Source organism: Streptomyces sp. Rer75, assembly GCF_013414305.1.
Lineage (GTDB): Bacteria > Actinomycetota > Actinomycetes > Streptomycetales > Streptomycetaceae > Streptomyces > Streptomyces himastatinicus.
In genome coordinates this window covers 4725572-4748865 of sequence record NZ_CP058693.1, presented here as the reverse complement: position 1 = coordinate 4748865, position 23294 = coordinate 4725572, and the positions used below count along the sequence as shown (strand labels likewise).

The window sequence follows — 23294 nt, the reverse complement described above, 5'->3', positions numbered from 1 at the left end:
ATCCCTCGAACCGGAGGCTCCGTGCCGCTACCGCGCCGCCTTCCGCCACGCCGCGTGTCGTCGCGGCGCGGAACAATGAGGTCATGAACGAGTCCAGCGGTCAGGCACCGGTCCACGTCCCGCAGCCCCAGCCCCAGCCGTCGGTCGGGTCCATCGCGGCGCACCGTCCGCACGCGGTCGCCTCCCCGCCCGTGCGGGCGCTGGATCCCGATCTCGACGCCGATCCGGATACGTACGAGGAAGAGGACGGCGGCACGGACCCGGACGGCACCGAGCTGCCCCACAACCGGTTCCTGGACCGTGAGCGCAGCTGGCTGGCGTTCAACGAGCGGGTGCTGGAGCTGGCCGAGGATCCGGCGACCCCGCTGCTGGAACGGGCGAACTTCCTCGCGATCTTCGCCAGCAACCTGGACGAGTTCTTCATGGTGCGGGTCGCCGGTCTGAAGCGGCGCATCGCGACCGGCGTGGCCACCCGCTCCGCCTCCGGGCTCCAGCCCCGGGAGGTGCTGGAGCAGATCTGGACCAGGTCCCGCGAGATCATGGCCCGGCACGCCGCCTGCTACCAGCAGGACGTGGCCCCGGCGCTCGCCGAGGAGGGCATCCATCTGATCCGCTGGGCGGACCTCACGGAGAAGGAGCAGTCCCGCCTCTTCACCCTGTTCCGCCAGCAGATCTTCCCGGTGCTGACCCCGCTCGCGGTGGACCCGGCGCATCCGTTCCCCTACATCTCGGGGCTGTCGCTGAACCTCGCCGTGGTGGTCCGCAACCCGGTCAGCGGCCACGACCACTTCGCCCGTGTGAAGGTTCCGCCGCTGCTCTCGCGGTTCCTGGAGGCATCCCCGCACCGGTATGTGCCGCTGGAGGACGTGATCGCGGCGCATCTGGAGGAGCTGTTCCCCGGCATGGAGGTGCTCGCGCACCACATGTTCCGGGTGACCCGCAACGAGGACCTGGAGGTCGAGGAGGACGACGCGGAGAACCTGCTCCAGGCCCTGGAGAAGGAGCTGCTGCGGCGCCGCTTCGGGCCCCCGGTGCGGCTGGAGGTCGAGGAGTCGATCGACCCGTACGTCCTCGATCTGCTCGTCCGCGAGCTGAAGGTCTCCGACGCCGAGGTGTACCCGCTGCCCGGCCCGCTCGACCTCACCGCGCTGTTCGACATAGCCGCCTCGGACCGGCCCGAGCTGAAGTACCCGAAGTTCGTCGCGGGCACCCACCGCGACCTGGCCGAGGTGGAGTCCGCCTCCGCGCCCGACATCTTCGCCGCGCTGCGCGAGCGCGATGTGCTGCTGCACCACCCGTACGACTCGTTCTCGACCTCTGTCCAGGCGTTCCTGGAGCAGGCCGCCGCGGACCCGGACGTCCTCGCGATCAAGCAGACGCTCTACCGGACGTCGGGCAAGTCGCCGATCGTCGACGCGCTCATCGACGCCGCCGAGTCCGGCAAGCAGGTGCTGGTGCTGGTCGAGATCAAGGCCCGGTTCGACGAACAGGCCAACATCAAGTGGGCGCGCAAGCTGGAGGAGGCCGGCTGCCACGTGGTCTACGGCCTGGTCGGGCTGAAGACCCACTGCAAGCTGTCCCTGGTGGTCCGCCAGGAGGGCGACACCCTGCGCCGCTACGCACACGTCGGCACCGGCAACTACCACCCCAAGACGGCCCGGCTGTACGAGGACCTGGGGCTGCTCACCGCCGACCCCAAGGTCGGCGCGGACCTCTCCGACCTGTTCAACCGGCTCAGCGGCTACTCGCGGCGCGAGAACTACCGGCGGCTGCTCGTCGCCCCCAAGTCGCTGCGCGACGGGCTCGTCACCCGCATCAACAAGGAGATCACCCACCACCGGGCCGGGCGGCCCGCCTCCGTGCGGATCAAGGTCAACTCGATGGTGGACGAGGTCGTCATCGACGCCCTCTACCGGGCGTCGCAGGCCGGGGTGCCGGTCGACGTCTGGGTGCGCGGCATCTGCGCCCTGCGGCCGGGCGTCGAGGGGCTCTCGGAGAACATCCGGGTCCGCTCCGTCCTGGGCCGGTTCCTGGAACACTCGCGCGTCTTCGCGTTCGGGAACGGCGGCGAGCCGGAGGTGTGGCTCGGCAGCGCCGACATGATGCACCGCAATCTGGACCGCCGCATCGAGGCGCTGGTCCGGGTCACCGACGCCGGCCACCGCGCCTCGCTCAACCGGCTGCTGGAGACCGGCATGTCCGACTCCACCTCCTCCTGGCACCTGGGCCCGGACGGCGGCTGGACCCGGCATGCGACGGACGCGGACGGACAGCCGCTGCGGAACGTACAGGAGATGCTCATAGACGCCCGGAGGCGACGGCGTGGTTCAACGACATGACCTGCCGCTGGTCGGGATTACCGGGGCCGGAGGGTCACCCGGCACCCCGCCCCGCACCGCCGCCGCAGCCGTGGGTCCCGGGGGGTACGACATGACGAAGCGTGCGGCGGAGCCGCCCGTGGCGACGGCATCCGAACACAGCCCTGCTTGTCCTGCCACCGCGGGCGAGGTGCTGTCGGCGTATCTGCACGCCCAGGCGGGGGACTTCCTGCGCAGCCTGCGGCTGCACGGCGAGAGCGGCGCCGACGTCGAGGAGGCGGCCGAGGCCGCCCGCCTGCTGCGCCGCGCCGCGCGCCGGATCAGCGGCGCGCTCTCCGTCTACCGCCCGATCACCGACACCGCCTGGTCCGACCAACTGCGCGCCGAGCTGGCGTGGCTGTCGGGCACGCTGGCGCTGGAGCACGCGTACGCCGGGCGGCTCGCCCGGCTGCGCGACGCCCTGCACCGGCTCTCGGGCACGGGGGGACCGTCGGACCGGACGCCGCCGGGGGACGCGGCGGCCGGGGAACCGGCGGCCACCGGCGTGGATCCGGAGGCCGTGGGGGCCTCCGGGTCCACCACCATCGCGGCCCGCACCGCGCGCGGCGGGGTCACGGCGGGGATCGACGGCGCCCCGGGCGCCGCCCCCCGCTCCTCCCGCACCGCCCGCCGCAGCGTCTCCCTGGCCACCGGAACCCCGGACCCCTCACCCCGCGCCCCCCGCGGCGGCGGCCCGGGCCCGGACCCGGACGAGGCGGCGGAAGCGCCCGGCCACACGGCGCCGCCCCGCCGCCCGTACGAGCGCGACGAGGAGTGGAGCGCCGACGCCCCACCGGAGGGCATGGCCGGGGCGGCCGGTATGCCCGGGGCCGGGCCCGGGGCCGAGGGCGCGGATGCGCCGGGCAGGGCAGCCGGTGCGGAGCCGTCGGGCGGTGCCGGTGCGCCGGGCCAGGGTGCTGGCGCGGGCGAGCGGGAGGCCGAGGACGCGGCCGGGCGCGATGGCGTGGGTGACGCGGATGTGGCTGGTGCCGAGGACACGAGTGCGCCGGGCGGGGGCGCTGGTGCGGAGCCGTCCGGCGGTGCCGGTGCGCCGGGCCGAGGGGCCGTTGTCGGCGGCCGGGAGGCCGCGGGTGCTGCCGCCGGGCACGCGCCCGCGCGGGCGGGGCGTGGGCGTACCGGGGCCGAGGGGGGACGTGCGCGCGGGACGGAGCCGTCGCGGGTCCGGGTTCGGGGCGGCGGTGCGGAGGAGCGTCGTACCGCGGCGCACCAGCGGGCCGGGGATCCGGAGGAGGCCCGGGGCGGGGCGCTGACCGTGGGGGCCGCCCGCGCCGGGGCGTTGCTGGAGCGTCAGCTCACCCTGGCCCGGACGCGTGCGCACACCGCCGCGCTCCAGGCGCTCGGCTCGTCCCGCTTCCACGCGGTCGCCGACACCGTCGCGCTGCTCGCCTCCGAGGTGCCGCTCGACGAGGCGACCGCCGGGCGGCCCGCCGAGCAGGTGCTGCCGCCGCTCGCCGAGTTGGCGAACCGGCGGCTGATCGAGGCGGTGGAGGCGCTTCCGCTGGGCCGTGCGGGGCATCCGTACAACGCGGAGGCGCTGGTCCACGGGCTCGCCGCGACGCCCGCCGCCGACTCGCCGCCCGCCAGCGACCGGCAGGACGCGCCCTGGCACCAGGTGCGGCGGCTGGTGCGGATGCGGCGTTACGCACTGGAGGTGCTGGACCTGATGGCGGCGAGGCCCGCGGCGACGGACGCGGAGCCGTCCCAGGCCGCGCGGCTGGAGGCCGCCGGGCAGGCGCTGGAGCGGCACCGCGACGCGGCTGAGGCGGCCGCCGCCGCGGCGGCCGCGGCCCGTACGCCGCGGATCGCCCCGGCGACGGCGTACGCACTCGGCGTGCTGCACGCGGACCAGCGGCACGAGGTGGAGGCGGCCCGGTTCGCGTTCGGCCGGATATGGCGGCGGGTCGTGGGCCAGGCTTCCTGACGACGGACGCCAGGGGAGGCGAGACGGCAGGATGAGCGGTCAGGGTGAATCCCGAGATCGAGACGACGTGACGACCGTGCTGGCGGCGGGCTGTGTGCTCTGGCGGCACACGCGCCGGACCCCGCGGGACACCCCGCGGCACACCGCGCGGGACGGCGGGCTGGAGATCGCGCTCGTCCATCGGCCCCGTTACGACGACTGGTCGCACCCCAAGGGCAAGCTGAAGCGCGGCGAGGACGCGCTGCACTGCGCGGTGCGCGAGGTGGTGGAGGAGACCGGGATCGGCTGCACGCCCGGCGTGGAGCTGCCCACGCTGCACTACGCCGCCAGGGGCCGCCCGAAGGAGGTCCGCTACTGGGCCGCCGAGGCGGTCCCCGACGAGGCGTTCGTGCCGAACCGGGAGGTCGACCGGCTGCTCTGGCTGCCCCCGGATGCGGCCCGCAGCCGCCTCACCTACGACCACGACCGCACCCTCGTGGACGCGCTGCTCACCGCGCTGGACGAGTCCTGAGCCCGGGGCCAGGCCCGGGACGTCAGCGCCGCCGCAGGGCCTTGTCGGCGAGCGCCGGGGGCACGTAGTAGCTGTCCGCCCGGTTGAGGTCGGTGCCCGGCGGCACGATCTCGTCGATCCGGTCCAGGACGTCCGCGCTCAGCTCCACCTCGGACCCGGCGAGCAGGTCCTCCAGCTGCTCCATCGTCCGCGGCCCGATGATCACCGAGGTGATGGCGGGGTGGGCGCGTACGAACGCGATGGCCAGGTGCGGCAGCGACAGCCCGGCGTCGGAGGCCAGCTTGCTCAGCTCACCGACGGCTTCGAGCTTGCGGGCGTTCTCCGGCAGCGACGGGTCGAACTTGAACTGCTCCAGCGCCGCCCGGCCGCCGCCCGCCAGGTCGATGTCGGACGCCTTCGTGTAGCGGCCCGAGAGCCAGCCCGCCGAGAGCGGGCCCCAGCTCAGCACGCCCATCCCGTACTTCTGCGCGGTCGGCAGCACGGCCGCCTCCACGCTCCGCGCCAGGATCGAGTAGGGCGGCTGCTCGGTGCGGAACCGGACGTGGCCGCGCCGCTCGGACACCCACTGGGCCTCGACGATCTGCTCCGCCGGGAAGGTGGACGAGCCGACGGCCAGCACCTTGCCCGCCCGGACCAGGTCGGACAGGACGGACAGCGTCTCGTCGACGTCGGTCGTCGGGTCGGGGCGGTGGATCTGGTAGAGGTCGATGTAGTCCGTGCCGAGGCGGCGCAGGCTGTTCTCGATCTCGCGGGTGATCCAGCGGCGTGAGTTGCCGCTGTGGTTGTCGTCGTCGCCCATGGAGCCATGGGCCTTGGTCGCCAGGACGACGTCCTCACGGCGGCCCTTGAGGGCCTTGCCGACGATCTCCTCCGACTCGCCCGCCGAATAGATGTCGGCCGTGTCGACGAAGTTGATGCCCGCGTCGAGGGCGCGGTGGATGATCCGTACCGAGTCGTCGTGGTCCCGGTTCCCATGGGCGCCGAACATCATCGCGCCCAGGGCGTATTCGCTGACCGAGATGCCGGTGCCGCCGAGAATCCTGCGCTTCATGGGTATGCCTCCCGCTGGGTGGTTCGGAGCAACTGGACACAGCCTCCGCATCCGACGAGTACCGGACCAGGCCCGACCCAACCTGGGTCTGCCAGAACCACCCGGATAATGGACCGATGGGCCATTCCGAACCGGAGATCAAGGCGTTCCTCAAGGCGCGGCGCGCCGCGCTCGACCCCGCCGAGGTAGGGCTGCCGGAGGGCGTCGTCCGGCGCCGGGTGCGGGGCCTGCGCCGCGAGGAGGTCGCGCAGCGCGCCGGGATCAGCGTCGACTACTACACCCGCATCGAACAGGGCCGCGCCCCCGCCGTCTCGGACTCCGTCGTGGACGGCCTGGCACGGGCGCTGCGGCTGACCCCGTCCGAGCACACGTATCTGCGCAACATCACCCTGCCGCGGCGGCACGCCCTCGCGAGTGCGGGCCCGCGCCCGCGCGTGCGGCCGGAGATCCTTCGGCTGCTGGAGGCGATGGACGGCAGGATCCCGGCCTTCGTCTTCGGCCCGGGCATGGACGTCCTGGCCTGGAACCGGCTCGGCGGCCGCATCGGCGTCGACTTCGACGTGCTTCCGGAGGACGAGCGCAACGGCGCCTTGCTGATCTTCCTCGACCCCCGGACGCGGGAGCTGCACCCGAACTGGTCCGAGGTCGCCGATGACACGGTGGCCAGCCTGCGCGCCGAGATCGGGCGTACCCCGGGCAACGCGCGGCTGTGCCGGGTCGTCCATGAGCTGCGGGAACGCAGCGAGGAGTTCCGCCGACGCTGGGAGGCGCAGGCGGTGCAGGAGCGGATGCGCGGTACGAAGCGCTACCGGCACCCGGAGGTGGGGGACCTGGTGGTGACGTACGAGGCGCTCGTGCTGCCCGCGGATCCGGGGCAGGTGCTGTGCACGTACACGGCGGAGAAGGGGTCCGCGTCGGAGAAGGCGCTGCGGGCCCTGGCGGCGGGGCTGGACGCGGAGGCGGGTCTGGAGGCGGGCGCGCGCGTCTGAACCCCGCGCCCCCGGGCCTGAACCCCGCGCCCCAGGCGCGGATCACGCATGCGCGGCCCGGATCACGCATGCGCGGCGCGGATCATCCGCCGCGCGGGGCCACCGCCTCCCAGCGGACCGTGATCTCGCCCTGCCGCCAGCGCCGGGGACCGTCCGTCAGGGGCCAGCCCGCCGCGCGCAGCGCCTGGGCGCTGCGGATCCACCGCTGGCGGGCGCTCAGCGCCGCGTAGGGGGCGGCCGCGGCCCATACGCGGTCGAAGTCGCGGAGGAAGGTGTGCACCGGTTCGCCCGGCACATTGCGGTGGATGAGCGCCTTCGGGAGTCGTTCGGCCAGGTCGGAGGGGCGTTCCAGGGACCCGAGCCGGGCGGCGAAGGTGACCGTACGGGGGCCCGCCGGGCCGAGCGCGACCCAGACGTGCCGCCGCCCGATCTCGTCGCAGGTCCCCTCCACCAGCACGCCCCCGGGCGCCAGCCGCGCGCACAGCCGCCGCCAGACGTCGGCGACCTCGTCCTCGTCGTACTGCCGCAGCACATTGGCCGCCCGTATGAGCACGGGCCGCACCCCGCCCGGCAGCGGCACCTCGAACCCGCCGTGCGCGAAGGCGAGCCCGTCCCGCTCGTACGGCCGCGCGGCGGCGACCCGCGCCGGGTCGATCTCCACCCCGACCACGAGGGCCCCGGGCCGTACGGTCCGCAGCCGGTGCAGCAGTTCCACGGCGGTCCAGGGCGCGGCCCCGTACCCGAGGTCGACGGCCACCGCCGTCTCGGCGCGCCGCAGCGCGGTGCCGTGGACGGCGGCGATCCACCGGTCCATGCGCCGCAGCCGGTTGGGGTTGGTGGTCCCGCGCGTGGCCGATCCGATGGGGCGGATCGGCGGAGGCACGCGGGCAGACATGGCGAGCAGCCTAGGCGCTGCGTGACCGTGCTCCGACCACGCAGCGACGCCCAGGGGATCTCCCCGGGGACCCCCGCACGAATCCCGAACGTCACACTTTGGCAAAACGGAAATGGGAATGGCTGGTTCCGGTGTTGTGGCCTCAGAGGGGAAGCAGGGAGAGAAAGCTCGCCCCGAAGAAGGAGGTATCGCGCGGTGAGCCAGCACGCGTCCCGGCTCGGCCTGCGTGGCCGGTCCCATACGCTTTTCGGCGGCCCGTCCCACCAGCGCCTTCGGCGCCTCGCACACCTACGGCGTCCCCGGCGGATCGCCATGCTCAGCGTGCACACCTCGCCCCTGCACCAGCCGGGCACCGGTGACGCGGGCGGCATGAACGTGTACATCGTCGAGCTGGCCCGCCGCCTCGCCGCCATCGACATCGAGGTGGAGATCTTCACGCGGGCCACCACCGGCACCCTCCCCCCGACCGTCGAGCTGACGCCCGGCGTGCTCGTGCGGCACGTGGACGCGGGCCCGTACGAGGGGCTGGCCAAGGAGGAGCTTCCGGCGCAGCTGTGCGCGTTCACGCACGGGGTGATGCAGGCGTGGGCCGGGCACCGGCCCGGCTACTACGACCTCGTCCACTCCCACTACTGGCTCTCCGGCCACGTCGGCTGGCTGGCCGCCGAGCGGTGGGGGGTGCCGCTCGTCCACGCCATGCACACCATGGCCAAGGTCAAGAACGCCGCCCTCGCCGCCGGTGACACTCCCGAACCGGCCGCCCGCGTCATCGGCGAGCAGCAGATCGTCAGCGCCGCCGACCGGCTCATCGCGAACACCGCCGAGGAGGCGGAGGAGCTGGTGCGCCACTACGAGGCGGACCGCGATCTGGTCGCCGTCGTCCACCCCGGGGTGAACCTGGAACGGTTCCGCCCCGCCGACGGCCGCGCCGCCGCCCGGGCCCGGCTCGGGCTGCCGCCCGACGCGCTGATACCCCTCTTCGCGGGCCGCATACAGCCGCTGAAGGCCCCCGACATCCTGCTGCACGCGGTCGCCCGCCTCCTGGAGGAGCAGCCGTCGCTGCGCGAGCGGATCGTGGTCCCCGTGGTGGGCGGGCCGAGCGGCACCGGCCTCGCGAAGCCCGAGCGGCTGCACAAGCTCGCGGCGCGCCTGGGCATCGGCGATGTCGTCCGCTTCCAACCGCCGGTCGCGCAGGACCAGCTGGCGGACTGGTACCGGGCGGCGTCGGTGCTGGTGATGCCGTCGTACAGCGAGTCGTTCGGCCTGGTCGCGGTCGAGGCCCAGGCCTGCGGCACCCCGGTCGTCGCGGCCTCGGTGGGCGGCCTTCCGGTGGCGGTACGGGACGGGGTCAGCGGCACCCTGGTCGACGGCCACGACCCCGCCGACTACGCCCGCGCCCTGCGCCCCTTCGCGGACGACCCGGGGCGCGCGACCCGCATGGGCGAGGCCGCCGCCCGCCACGCCCAGTCCTTCGGCTGGGACACGGCCGCGGCGGCGACCGCGGAGGTCTACACGGACGCGATGCGCGAGCGGCGTCTCCTGCGAGCGGCCCATGGCTGACATGGCTGACACCGCGGTCCGCCGTGGTGCGCGGTCCGCCGCGGTCTGCCGCCGTCCGGTCCGCGCGGCCGCGCTGCGTGAGCGGCGTCGCCTACGATCGGCCCATGGCTGACACCACCCCCCAGGCCGACTCCCACGCCGTCATCGAGCGCACGCTGGACGACGCCGAGCTGGAGTGGGAGAGCCCGGAGGACGGCACGTACGTCGTCAAGCTCCCCGGCACGCGCAAGCTGTCGACGACCTGCTCCCTGCGGGTCGGCCGCCACTCGCTCTCCATCAACGCCTTCGTCGTCCGCCACCCGGACGAGAACCACGAGGCCGTCCACCGCTGGTTGCTGGAGCGCAACACCCGCCTGTACGGGGTGAGTTACGCGATCGACCAGCTCGGCGACATCTACCTGGTGGGCCGCCTCCCCCTCGCCGCCGTCACCCCTGAGGAGCTGGACCGCCTGCTGGGCACGGTGCTGGAGAACGCGGACGGCAGCTTCAACACCCTGCTGGAGATGGGCTTCGCGACCGCGATCCGCAAGGAGTACGCCTGGCGTACGTCGCGCGGCGAATCCACCCGCAATCTGGAGGCGTTCGCCCACCTGACCCGCGACGTCGCCGCCGAGTGACCGTTCTCCGGTCCGAATGACCGGCTTCGTCCCACCCCCTTCCGCGCCGAGGGTTGCCGTGGCATGCTCACGCCCGTCGCTCATCTGAACGGCGTTCACATCCATGGAAGGTGTGGGCCTCATGGACAGGGAAATCGACAGACGTACGGTCCTCGGCGCGGCGGCGGGGGCGGCCGCGGGCACCGCGGCGGGTGTGCTGGGCGCGGCACCCGCGGCAGCGGCCGGACCATCGGCGGGGTTATGGCGCGAGTTCCGCGCCGATCCGTACCGCCACCCCCAGATCCCCTACGTCGGCCGCGCCGGATTCCGCGGCGGGCGCGCCGAGCTGCCCCGCCACCCGGTCGCCGCCGATGTGCGGCGCTACGGCGCCCGGCCCGACGGCTCGGCCGACGCCGCCCCCGCGATCAACCGCGCCATCGAGGCCGTCGGGCGGCGCGGCGGGGGCACGGTGGTGGTCCCGCCCGGGACGTACCGCGTCGACGGCATCATCCGCATCGGCTACGACAACGTCGTGCTGCGCGGCGCGGGCAGCGGGCGGACCACGCTGCACGCGACCCGCAACCTCACCGAGCTGATCGGGCCGTACGGCAGCCGGTACGGCGGCACCAAGTCGTCCTGGTCCTGGGCCGGTGGCCTCATCTGGGTCTGTCCCGACGCCCGCTGGCGCTCCCTCACCGCCGCGATCAGGGCCCAGGCGTGGCCGTTCGAGGGCTGGACCGGCAACCGGCGCGACGAGTGGCGCACCCTGACCACCGTCGACCGCCCCGCCCGGCGCGGCGACTGGACCGTGCCCGTGGAGAGCGCCGCCGCCCTCCGGCGCGGCGACCGGGTGCTGTTCCAGCTCGCGGACGACGGCGCGCACTCCCTGCTCCAGCACATGGCCGGGGACGTGGCGGGCGCCGCCGGGTATCCCTGGGCCGACAAGACCAAGCTGACCTCGTACGTCCCGTACGAATGGCCCTGCCGCATCACCGCCGTCGACCGGCGCCGCCGCCGGGTGACCCTGGACCGTCCGCTGCCGCTCGACGCCCGGCCCGCCTGGAAGCCACGGTTCACCACCCTCGTCCGCCCGGTGACCGGCTCCGGCGTCGAGGGGATCACCCTCGACGTCGTCGAGACGCCGCAGGCGCAGCACCTGCTCGACAAGGGCTACAACGGCGTCGCGCTCCAGTGCGCGTGGGACTGCTGGGTGGACGACGTGACCGTCAACAACGTCGACAACGGCTTCCTGCTCGTCGCCGCGAAGGCGTGCACCCTGCGCCGGGTCACCGTCTCGGGGCGCGGCAGCCACCATCCGTACTGCTGCCGCGAGGGCTCGCACGACAACCTGGTCGAGGACTTCGTCCTCGCGCGGGCCACCGTGCCCGCGCCCGCCGGGACGCAGCTGCACGGCATCAACGTCGAGGGCCTGTCCAGCTACAACGTCTGGTCACGCGGCCGGATGGAGATGGGCACCTTCGACACGCACCGCGGCATGCCGTTCGCCAACGTCCGCACCCAGATCACCGTGGACAACACCGGCGCGCACGGCGGCGACGCGACGGCGGGCCCGCTGTACGGCGCCCGGTTCACCCACTGGAACGTCACCGTCACCAATCAGCGCGCGGGCTGCATGAAGATCGACGGAGTCGCCCCGTACAGCGCGACGGTCGGCATCAGCGAGGTCCGGGAGTTCGGCCAGATCGACGTACCGGACTTCAGCGGTCCGCTCCACTCCCGTATCGAGTCCTACGGCCACCCCGAGGCCGTCCACCCGCGCAACCTGTACGAGGCGCAGCGCGCGCTGCGGTGACGTACGGGCGCGGTGCGCAGACCCCCGCACTGCGCACCGCGCCCGTACGACCCCGCCGGTCAGCCCGCCACCCCCGCGCCCTCGACCACCACCGCTTTCGTCCCCACGGTCTCCGGTGGGTCGTCGGCCCGGAGCCGCCGCCCCAGCACCGCGTAACCGACCGCGGCCACCGTGCCCACCACCGCGCTCGCCGCCCACAGCGTGGGCGCCCCGTAGCGGTCGATCACCGCGCCGCCCGCCAGCGGCGCGGTCAGCGAGGCGAGCGACCACGCCAGCACGTTCATCCCCTGGTAGCGGCCCCGTCCGTGGACCGGCGAGAGCCGGACCACCAGCCCCATCTGGGTCGGCGAGCTGATGATCTCGCCGAGCGTCCAGACGGCCACGGCCAGCGCGTACATCCCCACCGACCCGGCGAAGGCGGTCAGCCCGAAGCCGTACCCGATCAGCAGCGCGGCGACGACCAGCAGCCGCGCCGGGTCCCGGTGCTCGATGAACCGCGTGACCGGGAGCTGGAGGACGACGATCAGCACCCCGTTCGTCGCGATCGCGAGCCCGAAGTCCGCGCTGGACAGCCCGTCCGCGCCCATCGCCACCGGCAGCGCCACGTAGCCCTGCTGGAAGAGGGTCGCGAGCAGGTACGTCAGCGCGACCAGGGCCATGAACCGCCGGTCCCGCAGCACCGTCCCGAGCCCGACCGCCTTTCCGCCCTCCACGCGCCCCGCGCTCTCCCCCTCCGGGCGGGACTCCGGCAGCTTGGCGAAGATGATCAGCGCGCAGAGCAGCGTCATCCCCGCGTCGGCCAGGAACAGCGTCAGATAGCCGTGCCGGGCGATCAGCCCCGCCGCCATCGCGGAGAACGCGAAGCCCAGGTTGATGGCCCAGTAGTTGAGCGAGAACGCCCGCACCCGGTCCTCGGGGGCGACGATGTCGGCCATCATCGCCTGCACCGCGGGCCGCGACGCGTTGGTCGTCATGCCCACCAGGCAGGCCACCGCCGCGATCGCCACCGGATCCTGTACGAAGCCCAGCACGGCCACCGTGACCGCCGTCGACACCTGCGCCACCAGCAGCGTGGGCCGCCGCCCGAGCCGGTCGGTGAGCACCCCCGCGACCACCGCCGACACCACCCCGCCCAGCCCGTGCAGCGCCCCGACGAGCCCGGCGAACGTCGCCGAGTAGCCGCGCTCCACGGTCAGGTACATGGCAAGAAAGGTGGCCACGAATCCGCCCAGCCGGTTCACCAGCGTGGACGTCCACAACCACCAGAACGCCCGGGGCAACCCCGAAACGCTCTCCTTCGCAGCCAATCTCCACCCGGCGACGGACATCGCGCACCCCCCACGGTCACACACCCCCATGTAAGAGGCGCTAGCGGCATCCGCAACTTACGACCGCGTGCCCCTCGCCCGCCACTCAATTGACCAGGTCCGTCAACCGACCGCCCCGAACCCGTCCAGTAGGCTCGACCGCATGGCCGACGCACCGTACAAGCTGATCCTCCTCCGCCACGGCGAGAGCGAGTGGAACGCGAAGAACCTGTTCACCGGCTGGGTGGACGTGAACCTCAACGAAAAGGGCGAGAAGGAGGCAGTCCGCGGCGGTGAGCTGCTGAGCGACGCCGGCCTGCTCCCCGACGTGGTCCACACCTCCGTCCAGAAGCGCGCGATCCGCACCGCGCAGCTCGCCCTGGAAGCCGCCGACCGCCACTGGATCCCGGTCGCCCGCAGCTGGCGCCTCAACGAGCGCCACTACGGCGCACTCCAGGGCAAGGACAAGGCCCAGACCCTCGCCGAGTTCGGCGAGGAGCAGTTCATGCTGTGGCGCCGCTCGTACGACACCCCGCCGCCCCCGCTCGAGGACGGCGCCGAGTGGTCCCAGAGCGCCGACCCGCGCTACGCCACCATCCCCCCGGAGCTGCGCCCCCGCACCGAGTGCCTCAAGGACGTCGTCGTCCGCATGCTCCCGTACTGGTACGACGCCATCGTCCCCGACCTCCTCTCCGGCCGCACCGTCCTCGTCGCCGCCCACGGCAACTCCCTGCGCGCCCTGGTCAAGCACCTCGACGGCGTCTCCGACGCCGACATCGCGGGCCTCAACATCCCCACCGGCATCCCGCTCTCCTACGAGCTCGACGCCGACTTCCGCCCCACCAACCCGGGCGGCACCTACCTCGACCCGGAGGCCGCGAAGGCCGCCATCGAGGCGGTCAAGAACCAGGGCAAGAAGAAGTAACCCGACACCAGTAAGCCCCCGACCCGCGGTTCCCCGCCGGTCGGGGGGTTTCGGTACCTCTGACATCGATGGGCGCCGTTACGAGATAACCGAGGCATGGCATCAACGCCCAGCGTCTCCGAGATCCGCCGCGCCAAGTTCGCACGGCGGCTCCCCGCCCGGCTCTCGGAGCTCGTCGGCCCGGCCCACGGCACCGTCGAGCTGCCGCTGCACCTGGCCTGGTCCGGGCTGACTCAGTTCGACCTCGACCAGCCCCGACTGCGGATGAGCTGCTACCGGATCGTCCTGGCCGAGGGCATGCGCGACGACCTGGTCCAGTACCTCAACCAGGACCTGCTGATCAGTCTGTGGCCCGTCCTCCGCACCTTGATCAGCCGCGACATTCGCGACGCCTGGGAGGGCGCCTTCGCCGAACTGGCTCAGCAGGCGACGGCTGCCGCGTGAACCTCACCGACCTGCATCGGCGGCTGCTCGCTGACGTGCTCGCCGTGGGAGGCCCGTACCCTCTCGTCCTCACCGGCGGCTACGCCGTACAAGCGCACGGGCTGGTCGACCGGCTCAGCCAGGACCTGGACCTGGCCACCGAGAATCCGGAGCGGATGGAGAACATCGCGGCAACCGTACGCGCCGGGCTGGAAGAACGCGGTTGGCAGGTCCGGGGGTTGGATGCCGACCCTCTGTCCGCGCGGCTGATCGTCACCGATAGCGGCAGTGGTGAAGAGTGCGAGGTCGACATCCTCAAAGAAGCACTCTGGCGTCCTCCGGTGGAGATGGAACACGGTCTGGTGATCTCTCTCGAAGACGCGGTCGGCACCAAAGTGCGCGCCTTGGCCGACCGCGGGCTCGCAGCGACCTGATCGACGTCTGAGCCGCAGCGGACCGCTGGAGCCACATCGAGCTGGAAACACTCGGGCGCCGCCACGCCCGTGACACCCTCGCCCGGCTCACCGGCATCGACTGGATCGACGACACCGAATTCGCCGCCTACGGCCTCGACGAAGAGGCAACCGCCGAGCTGCGCCGATGGGCACGGTCGTGGGCCGAGGACATCACAGAGCGGCTTCACGAGCTGGAAGTCGACAACGAAATCTGAGCCACCCGGCCACTAGCACTCCAGCGGTGCGCAGGTCTCGTCCACGTGACCATTCAGGTGGAAGACGGAGCCATTCGAGCCCAACTGGTCCAGCCGAGGGCATTCAGCGAATGAAAGACCCGGGCGTCCAGGATCAGCGCCCGGTCACAGCGGGCGTCGCGGTCGTCAACGGCGGCCAAGTCGTCCCGGCTGATGAGGCGGTCACCGGGCCGCCCGGTCGGACATTCAACGCCGAGATCAAGTACGTGTGCCACCGCCCGTGCGCCACCGGCGATGCGCCCAGCCCACCGTTCGGGTGATTGCTCCGGCGGCGGGCATCGGCGGATATCCGGCCCGCCGGGCAAGCGGACATACTGTGCGAATGGCTGCACAAAAGACAATTCCCCCCTTGATTCATCAGACATGGAAAGACGCCGACCTCCCTCCGGCATGGCAGAAGTGGGCCGAGTCCTGGCGGCTGCACCACCCCGGTTGGGGTTACCGGTTGTGGACGGACGCGGACAATCGCGCCTTTCTCCAGGAGCACTATCCGTGGTTCCTGCCGGTCTACGACGGCTATCCCGAACCGATCATGCGGGCCGACGCGATCCGCTATTTCCTGCTCGACCATTTCGGCGGCCTCTACGTGGATCTGGATTTCGAGTGCCTGAAGCCGGTCTCCGATCTCCTTGACGGGCGCGAACTCGTCCTCGGTTGCGAACCCGAGGTGCACACGCGCTTGTTGCTGGCCCGGCAGCGCGGATTCACCCGCATCGTCGGCAACGCGTTCATCGCGTCACGGCCGGGCCACCCCTTCTGGGCGGCCCATGTGCACCGTCGACTGGTCGGCGCCCACAAGCTGCCGGGCACGCTCGACACGACCGGACCGTTCTTCCTCACCAGAGCGGTCGACAGTGCCCCGGAGCCGGACTCGATCACGGTGGTCGGCCCGGAGGCCCTGTATCCGGAGGTGAGCCCGTACGCGACGGAGCTGTTCGGCCCGCAGGAGGCCGACTACGACCGTGCCTACGCCGTGCATCACTGGTCGGGCAGCTGGGCGTGCGACACCGCGACCGCGCCGAGGGTCTCGGCGGGCAGGCGGTTCCCGTTCTGGGCGAGCCAGGAGCGGCAACCGGTCGCCGATGGACTGCTCAACCTGGAGGCGCAGCGCCGCCGTTGGGCCTCGGGCGCGTCGGCGCCGACCGTGTCCTGCCTGATGGTGACCAAGGACCGTTCGGCGACGGCACGCCGCGCGATCAGGTGCTTCACCGCTCAGACCTACCCGAACCTGGAGCTGGTCGTGCTGGAGGACGGCACCGATGACGCACTCGAGCAGCACATCCGTGACCTGGACGATCCGAGGATCCGCCATCACCGGCTGCCCCCGGAGGAACGGACCTTGGGGGAACTGCGCAATGAGGCGGTGGACCGGGCCGCCGGGCCGTACGTGTGCCAGTGGGACGACGACGACCTGTATGACCCGGAGCGGGTGGAGAGCCAGATGGCGGCGATCCTCGCGCTCGGTGCCGACGCGTGCTTCCTCGCCCGTGAGCGGCTGTGGTGGCCCGCCCGCCGCAAGCTCGCCGTCTCCTGCGCGCGGGTCTGGGAAGGGTCGATGGTGTGCGCGAAGGACCGGCTCCCGCGCTATCCGGCCGAGCGCCGTGGCGAGGACACCCCGGTGGCCGAGGAGCTGGTCCGAAGCTGCCGGGTCGTCTCGGTGGACGCGCCCGACCTGTACACCTACGTGTGCCACGGGAACAACACCTTCGACGAGTCGCATTTCGCGGAGCACTTCGAGGTGGCGACCCAGGTGTGGGCCGAACCCGGCGCCTACACCGAGCAGTTGCTCGCCATGGCGACCCGGCTGCCGCTCGAGCCGGGGGACATCGCGCACGCCGAGACCGCCGCGGGCGCCGTGCGCACGGACGAGCGGAAGCCGCGGCCGGTCCCCGAGCCCGTGGTGGCACCGGCGAGCGAGCGGCCCCCGGTGCTGGTGCTCACGCCCCTCAAGGACGCGGCCGCGTTCCTGCCCGGCTATCTGGACCGCCTGCGGACGCTGGACTACCCGCGCGAGGCGATCTCGCTGGGCCTGCTGGAGGGCGACAGCAGGGACTCGACCCCGGAACTGCTCCGGCAGGTCCTGCCCGGCATCGAGGCGGAGTTCCGGCGGGTGACCCTCGTCCACCGTGACTTCGGCCTCCAGCTGGCCGGACCCCGCTGGGAGCAGGGCATCCAGCGCCGACGCCGGTCGGTGCTGGCCAAGGTGCGCAACCATCTCCTCACCCGGGCCCTGGCCGACGAGGAGTGGGTGCTGTGGCTCGACGTCGATGTCACCGGCTATCCGGCGGACCTCGTCCAGCGCCTGCTGGGCGCGCGCAAGGACATCGTCGTCCCGCACTGCGCCACCGCACCCGGCGGGCCGACGTACGACCTCAACACCTTCGTCCTCAAGCCCGGAGCCGGCACGCTCAACTGGGCCCAGTGGCTGCGCGACGGCATCCTTCAGCCGCCCAGGGGTTTCGGCCGGACGTACCTCGACGAGTTGCGCGGCCGCGGACTCGTCCGCGTCGACTCGGTCGGCGGAACCGCGTTGCTGGTCCGTGCGGAGTTGCACCGCGACGGCCTCACCTTCCCGTCCTTCCCCTACCGGCAGGTCATCGAGACCGAGGGGCTGGCCGCGATGGCCCTGGACATGGGAACCGCCTCTGCTCTGCTGGGCTCCGCGCGCTTTACTGAAGTACACCGGCATTCCGGGGCAGCTCCCCCCGCACCCAAAGGAAAGGTGCCACCGTGAAATCCCGTGTCATGACCTCACTGGCTCTGCCTGCCGCGCTGGCCACGGCCGGACTGCTCAGCACCGCGGAGGCGGCCTACGCCGCCGTCGCTCCGGACACGCGGACGGAGACGGCGACGTACGGGTACTCGGGACAGCCGATGAGCGGCGACGTGACCCTCACGCCCGGGACCAGCCACCCCTGCGAGCCGATAGGCAACGTCACGATCACCGACTACGGGCACTGCTGTCCGCCCGTGAACAACGTCACGATCACCGACTACGGGCACTGCTGCCCGCCCGTGAACAACGTGACCATCACCGACTACGGGCACTGCTGCAACGTCGGCAACATCACCATCCCCGGCTACGGGTGGTTCTGCGAGGTCGATCACGACCGCGGACGCGAGCACAAGTTCGGCCACCACCGCGAGGTCGATCACGACCGCGGACGCGAGCACAAGTTCGGCCACCACCGCGAGTACGCGCACGACGCCTACGCCCCCCAGCACGCGGAGCACGAGCACAGCTAGCGCGGGATCCGGCGCTGTGCCCGGCCGTGGGCCCGCAGAAGTGGCCCCCGGGGGACGGCCGGCGTCCGGAACACCGGCTTCCGTCCCGCCCGATTCCCACGCCCACTCCTCCTCCCCTCCCCTTCCCGTCCCGAACCGAAAGACCGCGCATGCCACACCATCCCGCACCTGTGGTCTCGGTGGTCATCCCCTGCCATGACTACGCCCGCTATCTTCCCGAGGCCGTGTCCAGCGTCCTTGCCCAGACCTTCCAGGACTGGGAGCTCCTCATCGTCGACGACGGCAGCACCGACAACACCGCCGAGGTGGCCCGGTCCCTGATCGCCCGCCACCCCGACTGGCGCATCAGGCTCGTCCAGCGGGCGAACGGCGGTGTCTCGGCCGCCCGCAACACCGGGATCGAGGAAGCCACCGGCCGCTACGTCCTTCCGATGGACGCCGACGACGTGATCGCTCCCACGATGCTCGAGAAGACCGTCGCGGTCCTGGACGGCAGCCCCGGCATCGCGATCGCCTCCACTGATGTGTTCACCTTCACCGACGACGATCTGCCCCCGCAGGCGATGTCCCTCCCCGCCTACAGCCGGGAACTGATGCTCCAGCGGCTGATCATGTTCTACTGCTCGCTGTACCGCCGGGAGGTGTGGCAGACCGTGGGCGGCTACGACGAGAGCATGCGGGCCGGAGAGGACTGGGACTTCTGGGTCGGCTGCGTCGAGCACGGCTTCGATGCCCACCACATCCATGAGCCGCTGTTCGGGGCGCGCAACAAGGACACGGGACTGCACGTGGAGGCCGCCGAGAACGACCTGGCCATCCGGGCGCGGATCGTGGCCAAACACCCGAGCCTGTTCAAGCCGATCACCCATGGCTGGGCGCAGGCCGTGCTCAGCCAGGACGCGGAAGCCTGCCTGCGGGACGAACACGTGCCCGACGACATCCTCACCCGGGCCGCCGAGATGGATCATTTCCTCACCGCGGTGATGGCCCTACAGCGCACGGCGCGCGTTCAGCACTACCACATCCAGCGGCTGACGAAGGAGCTGGCGGCTCACCGCCCCGCGGCCGACTCTCCCCTCCAGGAGAAGGACCCGAGGGAGCTCACTTCGCGAACGTTGTCTCCGAAGTAGTAGTGCATGGGGCTGATGGGTGAGCGTGTACACCCGGGCGAGGTTGCGCAGCGGGTAGTACGCGTCCCCGATCCAGAGCAGCCGCTTACCCGGCGGCGGGCGGCGGACCGGTCGGTGGCTGCGGCGGAACGGTGGGCGGTGGCGGGCCTCCGGGCAGCCCGTACAGCGCCCCTCGGGTAGTCGTTCACCCGCCGGGCGTATCCAGGGGGTGTCTGACACCCCCTGGCCCGCGTGGGCCTACGCGGCGGGCCAGTCGTCGGGGCCGCCGCCTTGCCAGTCGATCAGGCGGGGGTCGTCGACGGGGGTGTCCTCGTCCGTCAGGCCCGTGCGGGTCAGGAGGCGGCGGAGTTCTTCCGCGTTCACCACCACGCCCACGTCTTCGCCGTCGATCCGCACGCGGCGGCGGCCGTCGTGAGGTTCCTCCACCACTACGCGCGGCTGGGCCGGGGTCCCATCGTTCATAGGACCAGATTCGCCGGTGCGGCCGTCGGCCGCACCTCGGCAGGGAGAGGACGGGGGAGAGGGAACGGGACGGGGCCCGGGACCGGTCTTCGGTCCCGGGCCCCGGTCGTGCGTGGCCGCGTCGCCGCGTCAGCCGCAGTTGCCGCCGCACGAGCAGGAGCCGCCGGACTGGCAGCCGCAGCTACAGCCCGAGCCGCAGCCGCAGGCGGCGATGGGGTGGGTGGGCTGGGGTTCGGGTCGGGTGATGTCCGCCATGAGTCGTCTCCTCGGGAGAGGGCACCTGCTGCTCATGGTCCCGGTCCACGGCCCGCCCACAGGGGCGCATCGACGGCGCGCGGAGGCACGCCGCCGTGCTGCGGCCACGCCCGCTCAGGCCTCCTGGGCGCCGGCCGGGGCTATCTCGTCCGCGTGCTCGCCGGTGACCAGGTAGATGACGCGCTTGGCGACCGACACCGCGTGGTCCGCGAAGCGCTCGTAGTAGCGGCCCAGCAGGGTGACGTCGACGGCCGTCTCGATGCCGTGCTTCCAGCGGTCGTCCATCAGGTGCTGGAAGAGGGTGCGGTGCAGCAGGTCCATCGCATCGTCGTCCTGCTCCAGCTGCCCGGCGAGGTCGACGTCCTTGGTGACGATGACCTCGGCCGCCTTCGCCATCAGCCGCTGCGCGAGCTGGCCCATCTCCAGGATGGTGGCGTGGAGGTCGTGCGGCACGGCGTTGTCCGGGAAGCGGAGCCGGGTGAGCTTGGCGACGTGCTGCGCCAGGTCACCGGAGCGTTCGAGGTCCGCGCTCATGCGCAGGCTGGTGACGACGATCCGTAGGTCGGTGGCGACCGGCTGTTGCCGGGCGAGCAGGGCTATCGCCCGGTTCTCCAGGTCGCGCTGGAGGTCGTCGACCTTCTCATCGGCGGCTATGACGCTCTCGGCAAGCTTCAGGTCCGCGTCCAGGATGGATGTGGTGGCGCGGCCGATGGCCGAACCGACGAGCCGGGCCATATCGACCAGGCCCTCCCCGATCGAATCCAGCTCCTCGTGGTACGCGTCGCGCATCACTGACCTTCTCTCACTGACTCTCGCTGACGGTTCTTCGTGGACTCGTGTGCCCCACCCTGCCACGTTCGGCTCAGAACGCGTCCGGCGCGACCCCCCGCGGTTAACCGCCCCGGACGCCAAGGTGAACTCTCGGCAACGCTCCCCACGCCACCTCGTGCGGCGGTCGACCGCCGAGGCGTCCGGAGTGAACCGCTGCCATCCCCCCGGTGAACTCTCGGCAACGTCTGTTCGAGAGGCCCTGTGCAGGTCTGTGGAGGCCGCTCCCCGCCCGCATAACCTGGATGCATGAACGTGAACGCGGCGATCGCCGCAGTGGCGGCGCTCGCCGGGTTGTGCACCGGTGTCATCGCCATGCTGGCGTTCCGCTGGAGCGAGCGCGAACAGGCGAAGCCTACGCGCTCATCGCTGCATACCGATGCCGCCCTGCCGCCCGGTGTGGACACCGTGCTCTCGGTACTGCGTTCCTCGGCCGTCGTGCTCGACGAGGCGGACGCCGTCGTCAAGGCCAGCTCGGCCGCGTACGCGCTGGGACTGGTGCGCGGCGGCAAGCTCGCCGTCGAGCCGATGCTGGCGATGGCCCGCGACACCCGGCGGGACGGCGAGATCCGGCAGATCGAGCTGGACCTGCCGCGGCGCGGCACCGGCCGGGGCGACGCCCTCGCCGTGTCCGCCAGAGTGGCCCCGCTCGGCTCCCGGCTGGTCCTGCTGCTGGTCGAGGACCTCACCGAGGCCCGCCGGATCGAGGCCGTACGGCGCGACTTCGTCGCGAACGTCAGCCATGAGCTGAAGACCCCGGTCGGCGCGCTCTCCCTGCTCTCCGAGGCCGTCATGGACGCGTCCGACGACCCGGAGGCGGTCAGCCGCTTCGCGGGCCGGATGCAGGTCGAGGCGACCCGGCTGTCCAGCCTCGTCCAGGAGCTGATCGACCTCTCCCGGGTCCAGAACGACGACCCGCTGGAGGACGCCGAGCCGGTGCGGGTGGACGAACTGGTCGCCGAGGCCATCGACCGCTGCCGCCACCAGGCGGGCACCAAGCAGATCACGATGGCCACCGGCGGCACCGCGGATCTGCGGGTGTGGGGCAACCGGGGCCAGCTGGCCGCCGCCCTCGGCAACCTCGTCGAGAACGCGGTCAACTACAGCCCGGCCCGCACCCGCGTCGGCATCGCGGCCCGCCGCATCCCCGCGACGGGCGGCGATCTGATCGAGGTCGCCGTCACCGACCAGGGCATCGGCATCTCGGAAAGGGACCGCGAGCGGATCTTCGAGCGGTTCTACCGGGTCGACCCGGCCCGCTCGCGGCAGACCGGTGGAACCGGCCTCGGTCTCGCCATCGTCAAGCATGTGGCCGCCTCGCACGGCGGGGAGGTCACGGTGTGGAGCGCTGAGGGACAGGGCTCCACCTTCACCCTGAGGCTCCCGGAGGCCGGTGCGGCGCGGGGGGACCGGGATCGCCCGGCCGGGGGGCCGGGCGAGCCGTACGATTCCGGATCCGACCTCGATGGTGAGGACGGCGACCGACCGTACGAGACCTTCACCAACGAACAACTCTCTGCCCCGGAGGTCCTTCCGTGACCCGAGTTCTGGTCGTCGAGGACGAGGAATCGTTCAGCGACGCGCTGTCGTACATGCTCCGCAAGGAGGGATTCGAGGTCGCCATCGCGGCAACGGGGCCCGAGGGACTCGACGAGTTCGAGCGGAACGGCGCCGATCTGGTGCTGCTCGACCTGATGCTGCCGGGACTGCCCGGTACGGAGGTGTGCCGCCAGCTGCGCGGTCGCTCCAACGTCCCGGTGATCATGGTCACCGCCAAGGACAGCGAGATCGACAAGGTCGTCGGCCTGGAAATAGGTGCCGACGACTACGTGACCAAGCCCTTCTCGTCGCGTGAGCTGGTGGCCCGCATCAGGGCCGTCCTGCGCCGCCGCGGCGAGCCGGAGGAGGTCACCCCCGCCGCCCTGGAGGCGGGCCCGGTCCGGATGGACGTGGACCGGCACGTGGTCACGGTCGGCGGCGGCAAGGTGGACCTCCCGCTGAAGGAGTTCGACCTGCTGGAGATGCTGCTGCGCAACGCGGGCCGGGTGCTGACCCGGATGCAGCTGATCGACCGCGTGTGGGGCGCGGACTACGTGGGCGATACGAAGACCCTCGACGTCCACGTCAAGCGGCTGCGGGCCAAGATCGAGCCGGACCCGGGTGCGCCGCGCTACCTGGTGACGGTGCGCGGCCTGGGCTACAAGTTCGAGCCGTAAGCCACCGGGCTCGGGCCGGGCCCGCCGGACGGAGTCCGGCGCAGCGCGCCGAAGCCCGTGAGGCCCCCCGGGGGCCGAT

The 23294-nt window shown here is 72.3% G+C and carries 20 protein-coding genes and 2 pseudogenes; 16 read left to right on the top strand and 6 right to left on the bottom strand.

Going from position 1 to position 23294, the window contains the following annotated elements:
• Positions 1 to 83 precede the first annotated feature (83 nt).
• From HYQ63_RS19965 to HYQ63_RS19950, 4 genes and pseudogenes are all read left to right on the top strand, one after another.
• Positions 84 to 2339 carry an RNA degradosome polyphosphate kinase gene (locus HYQ63_RS19965; protein WP_179935187.1) on the top strand — a complete coding sequence of 752 codons (2256 nt, stop codon included), beginning with the start codon at positions 84 to 86 and terminating at the stop codon, positions 2337 to 2339.
• Positions 2340 to 2430: 91 nt separating this feature from the next.
• A pseudogene (locus HYQ63_RS19960) lies at positions 2431 to 2775 on the top strand (CHAD domain-containing protein); the annotation flags it as partial.
• Positions 2776 to 3159: 384 nt separating this feature from the next.
• Positions 3160 to 4299, top strand: a complete 1140-nt coding sequence (locus HYQ63_RS46065) for a CHAD domain-containing protein (RefSeq protein WP_373689214.1) — start codon at positions 3160 to 3162, stop codon at positions 4297 to 4299.
• Positions 4300 to 4330: 31 nt separating this feature from the next.
• Positions 4331 to 4810: an NUDIX hydrolase gene (locus HYQ63_RS19950; protein ID WP_179935186.1), complete on the top strand. Its 480-nt coding sequence runs from the start codon at positions 4331 to 4333 to the stop codon at positions 4808 to 4810.
• A 22-nt stretch (positions 4811 to 4832) separates the two neighbouring features.
• Here the strand turns inward: HYQ63_RS19950 and HYQ63_RS19945 are convergent, their stop codons facing one another.
• Positions 4833 to 5861: an aldo/keto reductase gene (locus tag HYQ63_RS19945; RefSeq protein WP_179935185.1), complete on the bottom strand. Its 1029-nt coding sequence runs from the start codon at positions 5859 to 5861 to the stop codon at positions 4833 to 4835.
• 116 nt (positions 5862 to 5977) lie between these two features.
• Here HYQ63_RS19945 and HYQ63_RS19940 point away from each other — a divergent pair, with 116 nt between their 5' ends.
• Positions 5978 to 6850, top strand: coding sequence for a helix-turn-helix transcriptional regulator (locus tag HYQ63_RS19940; RefSeq protein WP_179935184.1), 873 nt, complete (start codon positions 5978 to 5980; stop codon positions 6848 to 6850).
• A gap of 82 nt (positions 6851 to 6932) precedes the next feature.
• Here the strand turns inward: HYQ63_RS19940 and HYQ63_RS19935 are convergent, their stop codons facing one another.
• Positions 6933 to 7745 carry a class I SAM-dependent methyltransferase gene (locus HYQ63_RS19935; protein WP_179935183.1) on the bottom strand — a complete coding sequence of 271 codons (813 nt, stop codon included), beginning with the start codon at positions 7743 to 7745 and terminating at the stop codon, positions 6933 to 6935.
• A 195-nt stretch (positions 7746 to 7940) separates the two neighbouring features.
• Between HYQ63_RS19935 and mshA the strand changes: the two genes are divergently transcribed.
• The 3 genes from mshA (at position 7941) to HYQ63_RS19920 (ending at position 11714) form a co-directional block, all read left to right on the top strand.
• Positions 7941 to 9305 (top strand): D-inositol-3-phosphate glycosyltransferase, encoded by a 1365-nt coding sequence (mshA, locus tag HYQ63_RS19930; protein WP_179935182.1) that lies wholly within the window; start codon positions 7941 to 7943, stop codon positions 9303 to 9305.
• 104 nt (positions 9306 to 9409) lie between these two features.
• Positions 9410 to 9922 carry a YbjN domain-containing protein gene (locus HYQ63_RS19925; protein WP_179935181.1) on the top strand — a complete coding sequence of 171 codons (513 nt, stop codon included), beginning with the start codon at positions 9410 to 9412 and terminating at the stop codon, positions 9920 to 9922.
• 121 nt (positions 9923 to 10043) lie between these two features.
• Positions 10044 to 11714, top strand: a complete 1671-nt coding sequence (locus HYQ63_RS19920) for a glycoside hydrolase family 55 protein (RefSeq protein WP_257231968.1) — start codon at positions 10044 to 10046, stop codon at positions 11712 to 11714.
• Between the two features lie 59 nt (positions 11715 to 11773).
• On the opposite strand, the gene HYQ63_RS19915 is transcribed toward HYQ63_RS19920, so the two are convergent.
• Positions 11774 to 13042, bottom strand: coding sequence for an MFS transporter (locus HYQ63_RS19915; protein WP_179935179.1), 1269 nt, complete (start codon positions 13040 to 13042; stop codon positions 11774 to 11776).
• Between the two features lie 142 nt (positions 13043 to 13184).
• Here HYQ63_RS19915 and HYQ63_RS19910 point away from each other — a divergent pair, with 142 nt between their 5' ends.
• The 6 genes and pseudogenes from HYQ63_RS19910 (at position 13185) to HYQ63_RS19885 (ending at position 19454) form a co-directional block, all read left to right on the top strand.
• Positions 13185 to 13946 (top strand): phosphoglyceromutase, encoded by a 762-nt coding sequence (locus tag HYQ63_RS19910; protein WP_123105068.1) that lies wholly within the window; start codon positions 13185 to 13187, stop codon positions 13944 to 13946.
• Between the two features lie 96 nt (positions 13947 to 14042).
• Positions 14043 to 14390 (top strand): transcriptional regulator, encoded by a 348-nt coding sequence (locus tag HYQ63_RS19905; protein ID WP_179935178.1) that lies wholly within the window; start codon positions 14043 to 14045, stop codon positions 14388 to 14390.
• Positions 14387 to 15039, top strand: a pseudogene (locus HYQ63_RS19900) (nucleotidyl transferase AbiEii/AbiGii toxin family protein). Before HYQ63_RS19905 ends, HYQ63_RS19900 begins: the two are co-directional and overlap by 4 nt.
• 388 nt (positions 15040 to 15427) lie before the next feature.
• Positions 15428 to 17812 carry a glycosyltransferase gene (locus tag HYQ63_RS19895; RefSeq protein ID WP_257231967.1) on the top strand — a complete coding sequence of 795 codons (2385 nt, stop codon included), beginning with the start codon at positions 15428 to 15430 and terminating at the stop codon, positions 17810 to 17812.
• Positions 17813 to 17823: 11 nt separating this feature from the next.
• Positions 17824 to 18324, top strand: coding sequence for a hypothetical protein (locus HYQ63_RS19890; RefSeq protein ID WP_179935177.1), 501 nt, complete (start codon positions 17824 to 17826; stop codon positions 18322 to 18324).
• 149 nt (positions 18325 to 18473) lie between these two features.
• On the top strand, positions 18474 to 19454 hold the full coding sequence (locus HYQ63_RS19885; RefSeq protein ID WP_179935176.1) for a glycosyltransferase family A protein: 981 nt from the start codon (positions 18474 to 18476) through the stop codon (positions 19452 to 19454).
• Positions 19455 to 19691: 237 nt separating this feature from the next.
• Here HYQ63_RS19885 and HYQ63_RS19880 read toward each other — a convergent pair whose 3' ends face one another.
• From HYQ63_RS19880 to phoU, 3 genes are all read right to left on the bottom strand, one after another.
• Positions 19692 to 19916, bottom strand: coding sequence for a hypothetical protein (locus HYQ63_RS19880; protein ID WP_179935175.1), 225 nt, complete (start codon positions 19914 to 19916; stop codon positions 19692 to 19694).
• 129 nt (positions 19917 to 20045) lie between these two features.
• Positions 20046 to 20171, bottom strand: a complete 126-nt coding sequence (locus tag HYQ63_RS44800) for a hypothetical protein (protein WP_257231966.1) — start codon at positions 20169 to 20171, stop codon at positions 20046 to 20048.
• Positions 20172 to 20285: 114 nt separating this feature from the next.
• A complete protein-coding gene (gene phoU, locus HYQ63_RS19875; protein ID WP_123105088.1) occupies positions 20286 to 20960 on the bottom strand; it encodes a phosphate signaling complex protein PhoU in 675 nt (224 codons plus the stop codon).
• A gap of 288 nt (positions 20961 to 21248) precedes the next feature.
• On the opposite strand from phoU, the gene HYQ63_RS19870 reads away from it, so the two are divergent.
• Positions 21249 to 22538, top strand: coding sequence for a cell wall metabolism sensor histidine kinase WalK (locus HYQ63_RS19870; protein WP_179935174.1), 1290 nt, complete (start codon positions 21249 to 21251; stop codon positions 22536 to 22538).
• Positions 22535 to 23215 (top strand): response regulator transcription factor, encoded by a 681-nt coding sequence (locus tag HYQ63_RS19865; protein ID WP_009716928.1) that lies wholly within the window; start codon positions 22535 to 22537, stop codon positions 23213 to 23215. Before HYQ63_RS19870 ends, HYQ63_RS19865 begins: the two co-directional genes overlap by 4 nt.
• The last annotated feature ends 79 nt before the right edge of the window (positions 23216 to 23294 follow it).